15 protein-coding genes are annotated in these 16,139 nt (G+C 56.6%); 11 read left to right on the plus strand and 4 right to left on the minus strand.

Going from position 1 to position 16,139, the window contains the following annotated elements; genetic code table 11:
• Nucleotides 1–199 precede the first annotated feature (199 nt).
• The 5 genes from Mal52_RS03200 to Mal52_RS03220 all read left to right on the plus strand — a co-directional run bounded on the left by Mal52_RS03200 (nt 200) and on the right by Mal52_RS03220 (nt 6,093).
• Entirely contained in the window at nt 200–1,123 is a 924-nt protein-coding gene (locus Mal52_RS03200) for a metal ABC transporter solute-binding protein, Zn/Mn family (RefSeq protein ID WP_197534632.1), read from the plus strand.
• A gap of 89 nt (nt 1,124–1,212) precedes the next feature.
• Nucleotides 1,213–2,049, plus strand: coding sequence for a metal ABC transporter ATP-binding protein (locus tag Mal52_RS03205; RefSeq protein WP_145374292.1), 837 nt, complete (start codon nt 1,213–1,215; stop codon nt 2,047–2,049).
• Nucleotides 2,046–3,347, plus strand: coding sequence for a metal ABC transporter permease (locus tag Mal52_RS03210; RefSeq protein WP_145374293.1), 1,302 nt, complete (start codon nt 2,046–2,048; stop codon nt 3,345–3,347). The genes Mal52_RS03205 and Mal52_RS03210 overlap by 4 nt, the downstream gene beginning before the upstream one ends.
• A gap of 188 nt (nt 3,348–3,535) precedes the next feature.
• Nucleotides 3,536–4,513, plus strand: a complete 978-nt coding sequence (locus Mal52_RS03215) for a metal ABC transporter permease (protein ID WP_145374294.1) — start codon at nt 3,536–3,538, stop codon at nt 4,511–4,513.
• 134 nt (nt 4,514–4,647) lie between these two features.
• On the plus strand, nt 4,648–6,093 hold the full coding sequence (locus Mal52_RS03220) for a DUF1501 domain-containing protein (protein WP_145374295.1): 1,446 nt from the start codon (nt 4,648–4,650) through the stop codon (nt 6,091–6,093).
• Nucleotides 6,094–6,226: 133 nt separating this feature from the next.
• Here the strand turns inward: Mal52_RS03220 and ftsY are convergent, their stop codons facing one another.
• Together ftsY and Mal52_RS03230 are read right to left on the minus strand one after the other, a co-directional pair.
• Nucleotides 6,227–7,168, minus strand: coding sequence for a signal recognition particle-docking protein FtsY (gene ftsY, locus Mal52_RS03225; protein ID WP_145380523.1), 942 nt, complete (start codon nt 7,166–7,168; stop codon nt 6,227–6,229).
• A gap of 274 nt (nt 7,169–7,442) precedes the next feature.
• A complete protein-coding gene (locus Mal52_RS03230; RefSeq protein WP_145374296.1) occupies nt 7,443–8,492 on the minus strand; it encodes a DNA adenine methylase in 1,050 nt (349 codons plus the stop codon).
• 632 nt (nt 8,493–9,124) lie between these two features.
• Here Mal52_RS03230 and Mal52_RS03235 point away from each other — a divergent pair.
• Nucleotides 9,125–9,376, plus strand: a complete 252-nt coding sequence (locus Mal52_RS03235) for a hypothetical protein (protein ID WP_145374297.1) — start codon at nt 9,125–9,127, stop codon at nt 9,374–9,376.
• Between the two features lie 142 nt (nt 9,377–9,518).
• On the opposite strand, the gene Mal52_RS03240 is transcribed toward Mal52_RS03235, so the two are convergent.
• Nucleotides 9,519–10,145: a carboxymuconolactone decarboxylase family protein gene (locus Mal52_RS03240; RefSeq protein WP_145374298.1), complete on the minus strand. Its 627-nt coding sequence runs from the start codon at nt 10,143–10,145 to the stop codon at nt 9,519–9,521.
• A 146-nt stretch (nt 10,146–10,291) separates the two neighbouring features.
• The gene (locus tag Mal52_RS03245) at nt 10,292–10,834 is read right to left on the minus strand and encodes a peroxiredoxin (protein WP_145374299.1); all 543 of its coding nucleotides are present in this window, start codon (nt 10,832–10,834) and stop codon (nt 10,292–10,294) included.
• Nucleotides 10,835–11,272: 438 nt separating this feature from the next.
• Between Mal52_RS03245 and Mal52_RS03250 the strand changes: the two genes are divergently transcribed.
• The 5 genes from Mal52_RS03250 to Mal52_RS03270 all read left to right on the plus strand — a co-directional run bounded on the left by Mal52_RS03250 (nt 11,273) and on the right by Mal52_RS03270 (nt 15,972).
• Nucleotides 11,273–12,388 (plus strand): mandelate racemase/muconate lactonizing enzyme family protein, encoded by a 1,116-nt coding sequence (locus Mal52_RS03250; RefSeq protein ID WP_145374300.1) that lies wholly within the window; start codon nt 11,273–11,275, stop codon nt 12,386–12,388.
• Between the two features lie 129 nt (nt 12,389–12,517).
• Complete coding sequence (locus Mal52_RS03255) at nt 12,518–12,871, plus strand: four helix bundle protein (protein WP_145374301.1); 354 nt, start codon at nt 12,518–12,520, stop codon at nt 12,869–12,871.
• A 46-nt stretch (nt 12,872–12,917) separates the two neighbouring features.
• Complete coding sequence (locus Mal52_RS03260) at nt 12,918–13,874, plus strand: bifunctional riboflavin kinase/FAD synthetase (protein ID WP_145374302.1); 957 nt, start codon at nt 12,918–12,920, stop codon at nt 13,872–13,874.
• Nucleotides 13,875–13,936: 62 nt separating this feature from the next.
• A complete protein-coding gene (locus tag Mal52_RS03265) occupies nt 13,937–14,941 on the plus strand; it encodes a DHH family phosphoesterase (protein WP_145374303.1) in 1,005 nt (334 codons plus the stop codon).
• A 248-nt stretch (nt 14,942–15,189) separates the two neighbouring features.
• Nucleotides 15,190–15,972 carry a class I SAM-dependent methyltransferase gene (locus Mal52_RS03270; RefSeq protein WP_145374304.1) on the plus strand — a complete coding sequence of 261 codons (783 nt, stop codon included), beginning with the start codon at nt 15,190–15,192 and terminating at the stop codon, nt 15,970–15,972.
• Nucleotides 15,973–16,139: the final 167 nt, after the last annotated feature.

Here is a 16,139-nt window from a genome sequence, read left to right on the forward strand (position 1 = left end):
AACCGCCTGTTGACCAGCTATTCTCTATGGCCGTTCAATCACGGTTGAGGCGCAATGAATATGCGATCTCCCGCATTTTCCCTGTAATGGATGGCCATGCCACCGGACTGTACCAACAATGTCTCTCCACAGTAATTCAACCAGGGCTTTGCTGAATCTGCGACGAACAAGTACCGCATCCCGCACCGCTGCCTTGTGCGTGTGGTCGCTAATTCTTCTGCTGGCCGGGGGGCTTTCGGGCTGTTCGTCCAATGCGAAAACCGAGGAAGCCGCGGGTGGGAAGTCGGCGCCGAAATACAAAATTTTGGCGACCACGCTCATGATCGCCGACGCTGCTGCGCGAATCGCCGGTGAGGACGTTCAAGTCGAATGGCTGATGGGGCCGGGGGTGGATCCGCACCTGTATCAGCCGACGGCCAAGGATCGTATCAAACTGCAATCGGCCGACGTGATCTTGTACCAGGGACTGCACCTGGAGGGGAAAATGGTCGACACGTTTGAGTCGATCGCAAAGCAAGGGCGCACGGCGGTCGCAGTTTCACGCGACATCCCTGACAGCGAATTGCTCTCCTGGGAAGGCGGCTTGCACGATCCGCATGTCTGGCATGATCCCAAATTATGGAAACAATGCGTGCAGACAATGCTCGACACGTTGATTGCTCAGGATCCCGAATCCGCATCCGCCTATCGCGAGCGAGCGGCCGCGTACCTGGCTGAGCTGGACGAGTTAGACGCGTTTTGTAAACAGCGCGTCGCAGAGATACCCCCGGAACAACGTTGGTTGATCACCAGTCACGATGCGTTTCACTACTACGGCCGCGCGTATGGTTTTCAGGTGGTGGGGATTCAAGGGATCAGCACCGAGAGCGAAGCGGGGCTCAAGGCGATCACCGACGCTGTCGATTTGATTAAAACCCACAAAATCGGGGCGATCTTCCCCGAGACCAGCGTCCCGCAGGCAGCGATCAATCGCGTGGCCCAGGACAGTGGGGCCCAATTGGGGCCGGAGTTATATTCCGATGCTTTAGGGGGTGTCGGTTCCGGTGCGGACACGTATGTCGGTATGATTCAGGCAAACACCAACAGTGTGGTCGATGGCCTGAAGACTCCTTCCGAGAAATGACTCGGGTGGGGTCATCCTCGTTACGGATCGATATTCCAAACGAAAGGCCATTGATTCCGATGTCTCCGGTCGAAAGTTTGAATCACGCGATGACACAACCCCGCGCCAATCCGCCGGTCGATTCCGACGCCCTGCGTGCGCAGCGTCAGGTGTCCGGGAATTCTCCTGAGCCGGAGGCGTCCCCGTTGCCGCTTGAGGTCCGGGACCTGACGGTCAGCTACGATCGTAAAGCGGTGTTGTGGAACGTGAATCTGGACGTGGCGGCGGGTCGGATCGTGGGAATCGTCGGTCCCAATGGCGCCGGGAAAACGACCTTGATCAAAGCGATCATGGGTTTACTACCGCGGCAAGCAGGTACGGTCCGCATCAACGGCGGTCCGCTGAAAAAACAACCGGGCGCGATCGGGTATGTTCCGCAGCGCGAAACGGTCGACTGGGATTTTCCCGTCACTGTGTACGATGTGGTGATGATGGGCACGTACGGTCGCCTGGGTTTGTTCCGGCGTCCGGGACGCAAAGAGCGCGAATTGTGCGAGCGCTGTTTACAGCAAGTGCAAATGCTGCCGTTCGCGCACCGTCAAATCGCCAACCTGTCGGGCGGACAGCAGCAACGGGTTTTTTTGGCCCGCGCTTTGGCGCAGGAAGCCATGATCTATCTCATGGACGAACCGTTTGCTGGTGTGGATGCGGTGACTGAATCAGCCATCATTGATTTACTGCGCAAGCTCCGCGACGACGGCCGCACGATTCTCGTCATTCACCATGACCTGCAAACCGCGGCGGATTATTTCGACGAGATCCTGCTGCTGAACCGTCGCGTCGTTGCCTATGGGCCGACGAAAGACGTCTTCACCACAGAAAATCTCCGCGCGACCTATGGCGGACGATTGGCCGTCATGCCCGATACCGTAGGCGGCGAGACATGAACAGCGCACTCTCCCTCGCAGCTTCGTTGGGCGGCGTGCTGGCGGCGTCCGATTTTGGTACTCAGATGCGCCGCTTTTGGTCGCTGGAAGATCCGTCGGTGCGGACGGCGATCCTGGGCACGTTGTTGTTGGGGATGACCTGCGGATTGTTGGGGAGTTTTGTAGTGTTGCGGCGGTTGTCGCTGTTGGGGGACAGCTTAGGGCATGCCGTGCTCCCGGGGATCTGCGCCGGGTTTTTGGTGACGATGACCAAAGACATCCGTTGGATTTTCGCCGGCGCCGCTCTCTCCGCCATGTTGGCCGCCGGTGTGATTGCGCTGATTCAACGGCGGACGCAACTGAAACAGGACGCCGTGATGGGGTTGGTTCTCTCGGGTTTTTATGGCTTGGGCGTGGTGATGCTCACGCGACTGCAGAACACTTCCTCGGGAAATCAAAGCGGGTTGAATCGATTTCTCTTCGGCCAAGCCAGCGCCATCTCCACGGAAGAACTGAAGATCATGGCCGTGCTCGCCGGGATCGTGCTCGTGGTTGTCTTGTTGGCCTATAAGGAATTGGCAGCCACCAGCTTCGACGAAGAGTTCGCCGCTGCCTGTGGAATTCCGGCGCGGGCGATTCACTACTTGTTAATGATGTTGGTCGCGATCGCGATTGTGATATCGATCCAAGCGGTGGGGATTGTCTTGCTGTCGGCGATGTTAATCACCCCGGCAGCGACTGCCTATTTGCTCACCGATCGTTTGAAAGTCATGATCCTGCTGTCTGTCATGTTCGGCGCGGTGGCTGGTGTGGCGGGGGCGAACATTAGTTTTTTGGAAAGTCATTTACCGACCGGTCCGTTTATCGTGGCGGTCCTGACGTTGTTTTTCGTCGCTGCATTTTTCTTCAGCCCGCAACAGGGAATGCTCACGCGCATGCATCGTCGGCACCGCCGCCAGCGACAGACATTGGCCGATCAACTCGTCCGGTGGTTGCATGCCGTTACTTCCTCGCAGACGCAAAGCATCGAACAATTGTCGCAAGAGATGCATACCTCAGACTCTCATATACGCAAGGCGGTCAATTTATTGCGCAGCGATGGGCTCGTGAAAACCGATGCAGGTGGATTGCAATTGACCACGACCGGCCGGGAATACGCCGAGATGTTGGATCGCAACGCAAAGTTATGGGAGTTGTTCCTGGCACAGGAAGGCACCATCGCTGACATACCGTTTGACCCCGATACAGACGACATCGAACAGGTGCTTGGTGTGGATTTGAAACGACAGCTGGAGGGGCAGTTGAATGGTGTGCATTAGTATGTGGGAAGAAGTGGCCGGTGGCCGGTGGCCAGAAAAAGGGGGGGGACTCAATCGGTATGTACAACCAAACGGCCAGCCGTTGCCAACCCTACAGTCTAAGGTCTACAGCCTATTGCCTATAAATACACCCCAAACCGAGATCCGGGCCGAACCTGTTTCATGGAATCGTAACTGACCACACTGCAATGAACGTTCTACAACTCCTACCACCGTTTGATTTTCACGACCACGTCGTCGGGCTGTGGGCGTCGCCTGATATTGCGGTGGGGACGGCTTGGACGATTGCGGCGGCTTGTTTGGTGGCGATTGCTTGTGGATTGTTGGGTTGTTTTTTGATCGTGCAGGGGTTGGCACTGATTGGCGATGCGATTAGCCATACCGTCCTATTGGGCATTGTGGTGGCGTTTTTGCTCACGGGGCAATTCAGCGGCCCGGCGATGTTTGTCGGTGCTGCGGTGACGGGAATTCTGACGGCTGTCTTGATCGAATTCATCCATCGGCATAGCCGCGTCAAACAGGATGCGGCAATTGGAATTGTGTTCTCATCGCTATTCGCCATCGGGGTGATTCTGCTGAGTACCATGGCCACGCATGCCCACATTGATGCCGACTGTGTGCTGTTCGGCAAGCTGGATACGATTTCGTTTGATAAAATGGCAGTGGCGGGATTCATGATTCCCGTGTCCGTCGTACAACTCTTGATCGTGACCGTGGCGGTGATGTTCATGATCGCGCTGTTTTACAAAGAACTGTTGACGGCGGCATTCGATCCGCAATTAGCCGCTGTGCTGGGGCTGCGGCCTCGCGTGGTGCAATACGGTTTGATGGGCATGCTGTCGCTGACCGTCGTCAGTTCGTTCACAGCTGTGGGAGCGATTCTGGTCGTGGCGATGATGATCGCGCCGCCGGCGACAGCTTATTTACTGACCAAACGACTGCCGGTCATGCTTCTGTTGTCTGCTCTGTTCGGCGTGATTTCAGCAGTCGTAGGAACGCATCTCGCGTTTTGGTTGGATGCCTCGACAGCGGGAGCCATGGTCTGCGTGGCTTGCGGGCTATTTACGCTGGCATTTTTATTCAGCCCCAGCCAAGGTTTGATCGCGGGGAGTTGGCGGCGCTATCAATTGAGTCAGAGCTCTGAAGAACCACAATTCGCTCCGTAGTGGAGTTTGTACGCCAACATTGTGTTTTCGCGTCCAATGCCTCTACGCAGAGGTATGAGGTTGGATTGTCACTGAGTCGTCGGTTAGAATCGCAAGTCGCATTGTTCCACACGCCTGTGACTGGAGACGCGACGATGATCACCATGCTGGGAAGCCCGCGACGTTGTTGTGATGGCCTGACCCGTCGCGAGACGCTGACCGCCGGTGCCTTGACGGCTTTGGGCGGATTCGGGCTGCCGCAAATGCTGCAGGCGACCGAAATGGGACAAGTCCGACCGGCAAAGGCCAAAAGCGTGATCTTGCTGTATCTGCTGGGCGGAGCAGCGACGCAAGATATGGTCGATCTCAAGCCGGAAGCTCCACAGGAAACTCGCGGGGAATTTCAACCGATTCCGACGAACGTGCCCGGCATCGATGTCTGCGAACATTTGCCAAAGCTGTCGCAGTGGATGCACCGGATGGCGATCATTCGGTCGGTGAATCACAAAGCAGGCTGCCACAACTGTTTGCCCAGCTATACCGGTTGGGAAGTGACGCCCAAGGACCAACACCCGTATCCGACCGATCCGCCCAGTATGGGGTCGGTCTGCGAATACCTGAAACAACAACGCGGTCCAGCGGCGCCGGGCGAATTCCCGGATTACATGTATTTACCCTGCTACCTGGGATGGGGACAGGCGTTTCGGCGGGGCGGCCCTTATGGCGGCTTTCTCGGCAAGCAATACGATGCACTAACAACCGAATGCCAACCGTTTCGTGACGAGTCGGTTCCCGCTCCGATCGCCGGTAAGCCGCAAACCGTGCTCGGCAAACCAGAGCTACCAAACAGCGTGCTCCAAAGCGACATCACCATCGACCGGCTCAGTGCACGGCGGGGGCTGCTTCAGCAAATCGACGCACAATTGCGGCGGCTGGATTCGCGGGACAATTCGGGCCAATTCGGTAAACATCAACTACGGGCGTTCGACATTTTGACATCGTCACGACTCAAAGAGGCCTTTGACGTGACGACCGAAGACCCTCGCACATTAGATCGTTATGGCCGGACGTTATTCGGACAGAGCACACTAATCGGTCGCCGTCTGGTGGAAGAAGGGGTGCGCTTCGTCAATGTGACGTGGGACCTGTTCTGGGACCGGATTAAAATCGACTACGATGCCTGGGATACGCATACCAACAATTTCGCGATCCTCAAGGAAAACAAACTCCCCACGTTTGATCAGACCTATTCGGCGCTGATGGAAGACTTAGAAGCGCGGGGTTTATTGGATGAAACGCTGGTGGTCGTGATGAGCGAAATGGGACGCACCCCGAAAATCAACGGACGTGCCGGCCGTGACCATTGGACGTATTGCTATTCTGTGATGCTGGCTGGTGCCGGCATTCGGGGCGGCACGGTGCACGGGGCCTCCGACGCGCAGGCGGCCTACGTTAAGGATGCGCCGGTCAGCACTTCGGACATCTGCGCCACGATTTATGAATGCTTGGGGATCGACCCGGAAATGCGGGTCAACGATCGCGGCGGCCGACCGGTGGAAATTGCCCACGGCGGGCGGGCGGTGCGAGAAGTTCTGGCGTGACTTTTACCTGTCGTTTCAAACCCCGCTGACGCGTCCTACTGAACTGATCTGCACGTTTCGAGAGCAAGCGCAACCGGGTCTTGAAACTGGTTCAAAGACGCGTTGTTGCTATGCGTCAATCAGCGCATCGACGCTATGCGTCAATCAATGCATCGACGAATGCATCGGGGGCGAAGAGTTGCAGGTCGTCGATTTGTTCGCCGACGCCGATGTACTTGACCGGCAGGCCCATTTCGCGGCGGATGGCGACGACGACGCCGCCTTTGGCGGTCCCGTCCAACTTGGCCAACACGATCCCCGTGCACTTGACCGCTTCGGAGAAATTCTTGGCTTGGCTGATGCCGTTTTGGCCGGTCGTTGCATCCAGGACCAACAATACTTCGTGCGGGCCTTCGGGGATGACTTTTTGAATTACCCGCTCGACTTTGGACAGCTCGTTCATCAAGTTTTTCTGCGTCTGCAAGCGGCCGGCGGTGTCGATGATCACGACATCGATCCCCTTTTCCACCGCAGCGGAGCAACCGGCGTGGGCCACGGCAGCCGGGTCGGTGCCGTCCGGTTTGGTGACAATCTCGCAGTTCAGTCGCTCGCTCCACATCGTCAATTGTTCGACGGCAGCGGCGCGAAACGTGTCCCCGGCGGCCAGCAGGACGGTCTTACCTTGTTTTTGTAGAAAATTGGCCAGTTTAGCAATCGAGGTCGTTTTCCCCACGCCGTTGACGCCGGCGACGAGTATCACCGTTGTCCCTTCGGCAGTCAAATTGAGCGGCGAGAGGGGATCTTCGGGATCCCACACAACATCGTCTTCGCCAGTCAGCAGGCCTTTGAGCGTGTCTTTGACCGTCAACCAGAGGGCATCGACATCGACGGTGCGGCCCAGGTGTTGTTTCCGCAATTCGTCGGTGATTGCCTGTGCAGCGACGACACCCATGTCGGTGGAAATCAGACGGGCATGAAACTGTTCGAGCTGCTCCTCGCCCAAAATCTCGCCCGCTTTGAACAAGTCGCGGACGTCGGTCGTCAGCAGGGCCTTGGTTTTGGCCAACCCTTGTTTGAATTTGTCAAAAAATCCCATCGATTCCCTCGTCCTCGTTTCCGCATTGTCTGCACGGCGAAAATCATAGGTGTTCCGGCGATGCGCTACAAGCGACGTCGATTTGGGGGAAAAGAGTGGCCGGTGGCCGGTGGCCAGTGGCCAGTGGCCAGTAGGCAGTAGGCAGTAGGCAGTAGGCAGTAGGCAGTGGGCAGTAGGCAGTGGGCAGTAGGCGGTGGGCAGGAAAAATTGTGGGGGGGGGAGACCTGCTTCCAAACCGACGGCTTTGCCGTCGCTATCGGCGCGATCGACCGGGTCAGCGTCCGATTAGTAATACTTCTTGCGAGCGGTTGTTCTTTGAGAGTGCGTATTGGTAGCGCCCTAACGGGATCTGTTCGACGCGCGATTTGTGACGCTGCAGCAGTGTAGTGAGTTCGTCGATACTGGGGATTCCGTCGCTACGGTAGGAGACGACTAGAATCGAATCAGCGAAACGGGCGAAGAGGTTGTCGAAGGCGGTTTGGATTTGGCGGGGATCAGTCCACGGTGAGCGGGCGCGGGTCAGTGGACGGTGTTTCCGCGTGTGGTCGATTTGCGGTCCCCAATTCTTGTAGTCCACCAAGCCTTCTAAAAAGTGATAGAAGTCACGGTAATCGACGCCGGTCCCGCGGCCGTTGATGTAGGGAGAGTCGATGTAGACCAGCTCGAATTGACTGTTCACATCCAAGACATCCTCGCACGTTGCACGGCATGCAACACCGCTGTCGAAGATCGTGGCATTGGCGGCAGCGGCGTGGCGGCGGAAATGGTCCTCGAACGGCGTGTCCCAGGTGGCCTTGTTCCCAAAACTCCGCTGCACCTGTGCGGTGCGCATATAAAGGTTTCGGCGATGAAAGAGGTTATACGGCCGCTTGGCAATCGCCGCCTGAAATAAAGCGTAATACGCCAGCGCCCGTTCGTTACCTTCGGCGATGCACGGAAGATTCTGGGCGACTGTGTCCAGCCAACGGTTTTCCTCGTCGGTGAAATAGATCCCCGCGAACGTCCGTTGAATCAGATCGTCATAGTCACGCCCCGGCTGGGGTTTCAAGATCGCGTCGATCGTGTTGTCGGTGAGAACGGTTTCCTGGTTTTCAATCAATGCTCGCAATGACAGTTGATTGGAATACAGGTAATCGTTGGCGGTGACCTGTTTGCCCAGGCTCTTGAGCAGATAGGCGACCGAACCGGTTCCCGCAAAGGCGTCGAGAGCGGTCGTGAATTCCAAATTTTCGAACTGGCAACTCAGTTCCGGGAGCAGTTTGAATTTGCTTCCTTGATAGCGCGTGGCCGGCGGGCGGCGGAGTGGGGTTTGTGTGGAATCCATTCGTGCCGCCGAAATCGATGGGTCTTACTCGGAGTCATGGAACGACAGGCAGTATCCCTTCGTGGGGACTGTTTTGAGATTGTCGTTGAGTTCTGGATTGTTGCAAGGGTAACGCGATTGCGCCGGTGGCAATTGGGGATTTCAGTGTGGTTGTGCGGTTTTGTTTTTGAGAAGGAGGAGAACCACGAAAGTCACGAAATCCACGAAAAGGCGTTCTGATATCTTTGGTATCTCAATGCATGGGAGGATGCAATCGGATCGTTTTTGGCCCGGTACGGAACGCACAATGCGACGGCAAGCCGTCGGTTGGGGATGATAGAGAGTCACGCTCGGAAACGCTCGGAAATCTGTGTTTCATCCGTGTTCAATCTGTGGCTATGAAAATAGCGGCCCTGTTGCGCTAGGTTTTTCGTGGTTGAACATCTATGAAATAGAGTCGGCATCCCACGTGATGCGTCGGCGGTCGGCGAATGGAATGGATTTCGCCAGTAAATCTGCGGAGGGCGGCAGAATTTCTGCGGACTGCGGTTGGTTTGTACCGATAAGGTAATCCACGGGCTGAGAAAACCGCCCACGAAACACTCGACGGTCATCGCTCCACCCACACTCGCTGAAAGTATCAGGACATCGGCATGAACGAATCAACGCAGCCTTTGGTCTCGCCCCATTTCGCACTTGGCGATACGCCTCAGCCGCCGCAAGTCGACGCGCAGCCCACACAGGCAGAGGATGCGGAGATGCTGCGGCGGATCCAAGCTTGCGTCGATGCCTGTGAAGGGATCTCCACCCAAGAATTGGAAGAGGGCGTCGTGCAAGACATGCAACGCGTGCTCCGCGAAGTCGCTCCAATCATCGCCGAGTGGAGCCGCGAACAACAGAGCTAACCATTTACATCTACCAATGAGTGCCGAAACTTCGTGTGCCACTGCTGGCTTGTCCAGCAGTGCAAATAACCCGAATAGTAAAACACTACTGGGCAAGCCAGCAGTGGGACACTGTGGTATCTTATTTTTCTTAATGCGCAGTTTATAGGGCAGTGGAATTCAAAAAGTCTGCGCCGGCGGCCATCGTGGCGGCGCATTGCACGGCTTCTAAAATCTGCTCGTCATTGAGCCCCAGTTGACGGGCTTTCTCGACGTGGCCGGACGTGCACGGCTTGCAGCCGTTCATGTCGCTGATGGCGATGTTGATCAATTCCACCGTCGAGTCATCCAGCGTCGTATTGGCGAACGTGTGCGCACGCAGCCCGACTGACATGCCGTTGAAGATATCGCTGCCGGCAATGTCGCGGAATTTGAAGAAGATGTTGTACATCCCGCAGGTGGCAGCTACGGCGAGAACGTCAGCCACTTCCTGCTCGGTTCCGCCCAGCGACAAAAGCCGCTCTTGCATGCGCGTGGTCCAGAGTTGGTTTCCCTTGGTCACGCTGACGGCCAAGCCGATGACGGCCTTGGTTTTTTCGTCGAGCTTTCCAGCGGTCCACACGAACTTTTTGAAGTTCATGTAGAAGTCTTGCAAGAACGCCGGCACGCCTCCGTAGATCAAAAACGGTTCGGGGACCGTATCGCTGCCGAACATTTCCTTGATCCGGCCGTAGGTCTGCGCTGTCTTATCAACGGCGTCCGCTTCGGGTAACGGTTGGACAAGTGACATGAATTCAAGTCTCCCCAAGTCGTGGCCAAGCTACGAAAAACCGGCGGCCCGGTCATCTCCGCGCCGCCGGTTTTCTTATTTATCCGTACAACTTCATCCGTGCAACTAAAACGTGATCAGCAAGCCGATGCCTGCCGACTGTTGGATTAGTTCAACGTTTTTTCGCCCTTGCTCCAGTTGCAGGGGCAAAGCTTATCGGTCTGGAGAGCGTCCAAAACACGCAGCACTTCGGCGACGTTCCGGCCAACGCCCAGATCGTGAATGGCCAACCACCGCACGATGCCGTTGGGATCGATCAAAAACACGCCGCGGTAGGCGATCCCTTGATCGGCTTTCAGCACACCGTAGTCTTCCGACATTTGATGCGTGGTATCAGCCAACATCAAGTAATTCAGTTTGGCCAAATCTTCGTGGCTGTCGCACCAACCTTTGTGCGAAAAGGCGCTGTCTGTGCTGGCGGTCAAGACTTCGCAGTCGCGGTCCTGGAATTCGCCCAATTCGTTATTGAAGGCGACGATTTCGGTCGGGCAGACGAAGGTGAAGTCCAGGGGATAGAAAAACAAGCAGACCCACTTGCCTTTGTAATCCGACAGTTTGATGTCCTGGAATTGGTCGTCCGTGCCATCTTTGGTGCGGTCGTAGGCTTGGACGGAAAACTCGGGTGCGGGTTGGCCGACTTGAACGGTCATCGTAACGTACTCTCCTGAAGGTTAAATTGATGTCTATTGTTTCTCAAACACGACCGGCGCGGCCGCGTGTCCCGCCTGCACCTGCAGACCGGGATGGGGACGTTTTTCACAATCACGGGCAGCCGCCCGCGAATACTTAGCGTTCACCGCCCGTCTTGAGCGATTGAGGCAGCGGTGGCAGGGTCGCTGGAATGCATCACAGCACCCCAAACGACCTGCAGGCAAGTATAGCCACCACGGTCGGGCTTTCAAGCGGTCAACCATATCGCTCACCGCAACGGTCCATTATCCTGGTTCCCGTAAGTCGGGCTGTGCATGATGGAGCTGGAATCGGGCAGAATCACTTTCGATTCGTCATGCACGGCATGACCTGCAGCTGAGTCTGAAATATTGTTGTTCGACAGTTGAAAAACGCCTTATTTAGGAATCCTTAACCCAATGAAAATTGTCAAAGTCGAAGTCATTCCGCTGATTGGTGGAACTGTGGATGGGGGTTGGCCGCAGGGGCATGAGCCGGAAGAGGACCTCAATACGCTGATCGAGGTGCAGACCGACGAGGGGATCACGGGCGTCGGAAGTTGTTTCACCTCCGGAAGTTTGGTTCAGGGGGCGATGAAACTACTCTGGCCGTTGCTCGACGGGGAGTCGGCCGTGGAGCCGGAACGGGTGACCGAGACCTTGCGGGAAGCGACATTTTGGCAAGGACGGGGCGGGGCGGTCGAGCACACGATTTCGGGACTGGACATCGCCCTGTGGGACATCATGGGCAAAGCCTGCGGGCAACCGGTCTCGCGGCTGTTAGGCGGCAACTACCGCACGCGGATCAAGCCATACGGTTCGATGCTATTTGACGAGCCGGATGTGCTCCGCGACCAATTGGAGTCGACCGTGGCACGCGGATTCCAGGCCATCAAACTCGGCTGGCGACCGTTCGGGCGTCGCAATCGTAAATTTGACGAATTGCTGATCCGTACCGCCCGTGAGACTGTCGGCGAAAAAGTGGAGCTCATGGTCGATGCGGGGGGGAGCGAGCAATTTTGGCCGCACGGTCTGAACTGGGCCCGCGAAACGGCCAAGATGTTGGCCGACTATGACATCGTCTGGTTCGAGGAACCGTTGCCGCCGGACGATCTGGAAGGGCACATCGAACTAACGCGAACCTCCCCCGTGCCGATTGCCGGCGGCGAGGTCTTAACGCGCCGGCAATCCTTCATGCCGTGGCTCGAGCGGCGAGCGGTCGACATTATTCAACCCGATTCGACCAAAAACGGCGGATTGAGCGAAACCCGCCGAATCGCCTGGTGCGCCTACGATCACAACATCCAGGTCGTCACGCACGGCTGGAACACCGCCATCGGCTTGGCAGCAGACCTACAAATGGCCGCCGCCCTGCCCGTCGCCCGCTACGTCGAATACCTCACACCGTGCGCCTACCTCGAAGAACTGACCGTCGAGCCCTTCACGCTCGATGAGGAAGGCTACCTGGAGATCCCGCAAGGACCGGGTCTGGGAGTGGAGTTGGACCACGAGCGTTTGGCGCGATTTCGCTCGTAAGGCGTGAGGCTTGAGGGGACAGGCTTGAGGAGAGTTGTTGAGGCTAGTCGATACTGTCGGTGGCGGGTTACTGCATGTAAGATGTGGGATTGAGGTTTTCGAGATTCCCGATTGTAAGAGAGTCACATCATGCGCGACCATCGAAAACTAAGGGCCTTTGAATTGGCTGATGCATTGGCGATACTGGTGTATCGAGTGACGGTCAATTTCCCCAGCAACGAGCAGTTTGGGTTGACCAGCCAGATTCGCCGCGCGGCGGTTTCAGTCGCATCGAATATTGTGGAAGGCTCTGCTCGCAATTCCCAAGCAGACTATGTGAGATTCCTTGACATGTCATTTGCCTCGGCGCGCGAGCTTCAGTATCAACTCTCTTTAGCCTATCGTCTTGATTATCTATCGCACGCCAACTACGAATCAGTCGAAAAGTCCACCGAAGAGACACTCAAAGTCCTAGCAGGTCTCCTCCGATCATTGCGCAAATAACAAAACCCTCAAGCCTGTCTCCTCAAGCCTCAAGCCCCCTGCAGCCATGCAACTCCAACACGGTTTCCAAAATCCCGATAGCTACCGCCATGGATTTGTTTCCATTGGCAACTTTGATGGTGTGCATTGTGGGCATCGGGGGATGATTTCGGCTTTGGTGGAGAAGGCGCGGGGTGGGGGGGTGCCTTCGGTTGTGTTTACGTTTGATCCGCATCCAATCACGTTGTTGAGGCCTGGGTCGACGCCGCCGCCGCTCAGTACTGTGCAGCGTAAGGCGCAGTTGATTGAAGAGTTGGGGGTCGATTGCATGATCGTTTACCCCACGGATCAGGAATTGTTGGATCTCACGCCGCGGGAGTTCTTTGAGCGAATCATTCTCCAGGAGATCGCCGCTAGTGGAATGGTGGAGGGGCCGAACTTTTTTTTCGGACGGGACCGTGCGGGGGATATTCACAAGTTACACGAGTTCTGCGACGAAGCGGGACTCGATCTGAAAATTGTGCAGCCGGTCGGGCTGGGCGGTCGTATGGTCTCTTCCACAGCGATTCGCGGCTTGATCGCTACGGGACATGTCTCTAAAGCGGCGGAATTATTGGGGCATCGGTATCGCATTCAAGGGACGGTTTCTCGGGGGGCGATGCGCGGCGCGCAACTTGGTTTTCCGACCGCGAATTTGGAAGCGATTCCCACGGTCATCCCCTGTGATGGGGTTTATGCGGCGATCGGCATCTTGGGAGATCAACGCTTGCCGGCGGCGGTCAATGTCGGGCCGAACCCCACATTCGGCGAAATGCAACGCAAGTTAGAGGTGCACTTGATCGACTTTTCCGGCGACTTGTATGGACAATCGTTGGGGGTGGAATTTGTGGAACGGTTGCGGGCCACGACTTCCTTTGCAGGCATCGATCCACTAAAAGAGCAATTGGCGCTCGATATCGCACAGGCCCGTACATTGGCCACGGCAGCGATACAGGAATCGGCGCGCCCCTCCGGCGAAGTCTAATGGTCGAGGGTGCGACGCCATCTGCAAATTTTGTTCACCGGCAATACCAATTGGAAAAGCGAATGACGATCGACTGGGAGCCGCTGGGCAAGATTATTAACGACCATCAGCGATTTGTGCTGACCAGCCACGTGCGCCCCGATGCCGATGCACTCGGCTCGGAAATCGGCATGGCCCGCATTCTGGTCGCGTTGGGCAAGCAGGTGAAGATCGTCAATCAATCACCCACGCCACCGCGATTGGGGTTTATTGATACCGAAGGTTGGATTTGCCAACTCGGTAAGCAGGCGACGGCCGAAGAAGCCCTTGATACCGATGTGCACATCATTCTCGATACCAGCGCCTGGGGCCAGTTGCAGGATATGGGCAAAATCCTGGGCAAGACTGATGCCGTGAAGGTCGTCATCGATCACCATGTGAGTAGCGATGACCTGGGCGCGATCGTGTTCAAAAACACCGCTGCCGCCGCGACCGGTGAGATGGTTTACGAATTAGCGGTCGCTTTGGGATACACAGTCGATGCGATTGCAGCGACAGCCTTATATTGCGCGATAGTGACCGATACGGGGTGGTTTCGTTTTCCCTCGTCGACGGTGAACACCATGCGCGTCGGTGCCGCACTTATGGAATTGGGAGCAAACCCGGCAGCGCTGTATGAACAACTTTATGAACAGTATTCCCTGGCTCGTATGCGCTTGGCGGGGCGGTCGCTGCAACGGATCACGCCGGAATTCGACGGGCTCCTGACGCATACCTACATCCGCTGGGACGACTATGCGGAGACCGGCGCCGTTCCCCCCGATACCGAAGATCTGGTCAATGAGTGCATGCGAATTGCCGGGGCGCAGGCGGCGTTTATTTTGATTGAACAAAGTAACCGGCAGGTGAAATGCAGTTTTCGTAGCCGCGTCGGAATCAACGTGGCAGCCGTGGCGGAACAATTTGGAGGTGGGGGGCACCAACAAGCGGCCGGCACGATATTGCCGGGGCCGATCAGCGACGCGCGGCAGAAGGTGCTAGCTGCGCTGCGACCGGTAATGGAACAAGTGAAGAAGGCCGGGGGTTAGCACGGTTGGGCAGCGTCCATAGGGTGGCCGCGATTGCCAACGGCAATCGGGGCGGGCGAAGCCCGCAAGAAGCAGCAAATCACGGACTCCTTGATTGATGAAGCTGCATTGGTTGAGGCAGCTGAAAATGCTGCTTCTTGTGCCTTCGGCACACGGATTGCCAATGGCAATCGGTGCCACCCGTTTTGCAACCCTCTCCCAGAGGGAGAGGGAGTCGAAAATTCAGGGATGTACGAGGTTAGGTGAATATGGCGGAAGTTATTCATGGGAAGGTCTACGACTATCCCACCTATTACGACATCATTTTCGCAGCCGATTGGCGGAAGGAAATCGCCTTTCTTGAGGCTTGTTTCGACAAGTATGCCGGCGGCACGGTGCAGCGTGTGTTTGAACCGGCGTGCGGCACCGGGCGGTTGTTGATCAAACTAGCCCAGGCGGGTTACGACGTTTCCGGCAACGACCTGAATCCCAAAGCGGTCGAGTTTTGTAATCGGCGACTGGGACGAAGGGGTTTTGAACCGACCGCCGTTGTGGGGGACATGGCCGATTTTCGCTTGCCCCGCAAAGCGGATGCCGCCTTCAATCTGATCAACAGTTTCCGGCATTTACCGGACGAAGATGCAGCCACGGCGCATATGCAATGCATCGCCCGCGCCTTGCGCAAGGGGGGCATTTATCTGTTAGGGCTACACCTGACGCCCACGAATCATCGCATCTGCGACGACGAATGCTATGCCGCCCGGCGAGGAAATGTCGGCGTGGAATCGCGGTTGTGGACCATGTCGGTCGACAGCAAAGCACGCGTCGAAATGGTCGGCATGACGCTTGACGTCACAACTCCCAAACGGAAGTTGCGACTCGTCGACGAGATGCCGTTCCGGATGTACACCGCCCGCCAATTCCGCCAACTCTTGGCCCGCGTGCCGGAGCTGGAGTTGTTGGAAACATTCGATTTCGACCTCGACATCAACGCGCCCATCAAGGTCAAAGGCCACAGCGAGGATGTCATCTTCGTGCTGCGAAAAGTATAACGTCCCTGTTATTTGTACGCGGCTACCCAGCAATTTATTTGATGACGAAAACGCCGTCAGTAGCACCCATTCTAGGCGGACAGCAAATCAATCACCGCAAAATAGTGGCAACCGAGAACCAAGTCACTTCTTTCATCTAAGGGGGGTGAATTCACCATGCGCGACAA

Origin of the sequence: Symmachiella dynata, from assembly GCF_007747995.1 — a bacterium.
Taxonomy (GTDB): Bacteria; Planctomycetota; Planctomycetia; order Planctomycetales; family Planctomycetaceae; genus Symmachiella; species Symmachiella dynata.

What these genes read in the sequence shown, in the direction of transcription:
- Mal52_RS03205 (WP_145374292.1), top strand. Translation starts at nt 1,213, where the DNA reads ATGACACAACCCCGCGCCAATCCGCCGGTCGATTCCGACGCCCTGCGT.
- Mal52_RS03210 (WP_145374293.1), top strand. Translation starts at nt 2,046, where the DNA reads ATGAACAGCGCACTCTCCCTCGCAGCTTCGTTGGGCGGCGTGCTGGCG.
- Mal52_RS03215 (WP_145374294.1), top strand. Translation starts at nt 3,536, where the DNA reads ATGAACGTTCTACAACTCCTACCACCGTTTGATTTTCACGACCACGTC.
- Mal52_RS03220 (WP_145374295.1), top strand. Translation starts at nt 4,648, where the DNA reads ATGATCACCATGCTGGGAAGCCCGCGACGTTGTTGTGATGGCCTGACC.
- ftsY (WP_145380523.1), bottom strand. Translation starts at nt 7,168, where the DNA reads ATGGGATTTTTTGACAAATTCAAACAAGGGTTGGCCAAAACCAAGGCC.
- Mal52_RS03230 (WP_145374296.1), bottom strand. Translation starts at nt 8,492, where the DNA reads ATGGATTCCACACAAACCCCACTCCGCCGCCCGCCGGCCACGCGCTAT.
- Mal52_RS03235 (WP_145374297.1), top strand. Translation starts at nt 9,125, where the DNA reads ATGAACGAATCAACGCAGCCTTTGGTCTCGCCCCATTTCGCACTTGGC.
- Mal52_RS03240 (WP_145374298.1), bottom strand. Translation starts at nt 10,145, where the DNA reads ATGTCACTTGTCCAACCGTTACCCGAAGCGGACGCCGTTGATAAGACA.
- Mal52_RS03245 (WP_145374299.1), bottom strand. Translation starts at nt 10,834, where the DNA reads ATGACCGTTCAAGTCGGCCAACCCGCACCCGAGTTTTCCGTCCAAGCC.
- Mal52_RS03250 (WP_145374300.1), top strand. Translation starts at nt 11,273, where the DNA reads ATGAAAATTGTCAAAGTCGAAGTCATTCCGCTGATTGGTGGAACTGTG.
- Mal52_RS03255 (WP_145374301.1), top strand. Translation starts at nt 12,518, where the DNA reads ATGCGCGACCATCGAAAACTAAGGGCCTTTGAATTGGCTGATGCATTG.
- Mal52_RS03260 (WP_145374302.1), top strand. Translation starts at nt 12,918, where the DNA reads ATGCAACTCCAACACGGTTTCCAAAATCCCGATAGCTACCGCCATGGA.
- Mal52_RS03265 (WP_145374303.1), top strand. Translation starts at nt 13,937, where the DNA reads ATGACGATCGACTGGGAGCCGCTGGGCAAGATTATTAACGACCATCAG.
- Mal52_RS03270 (WP_145374304.1), top strand. Translation starts at nt 15,190, where the DNA reads ATGGCGGAAGTTATTCATGGGAAGGTCTACGACTATCCCACCTATTAC.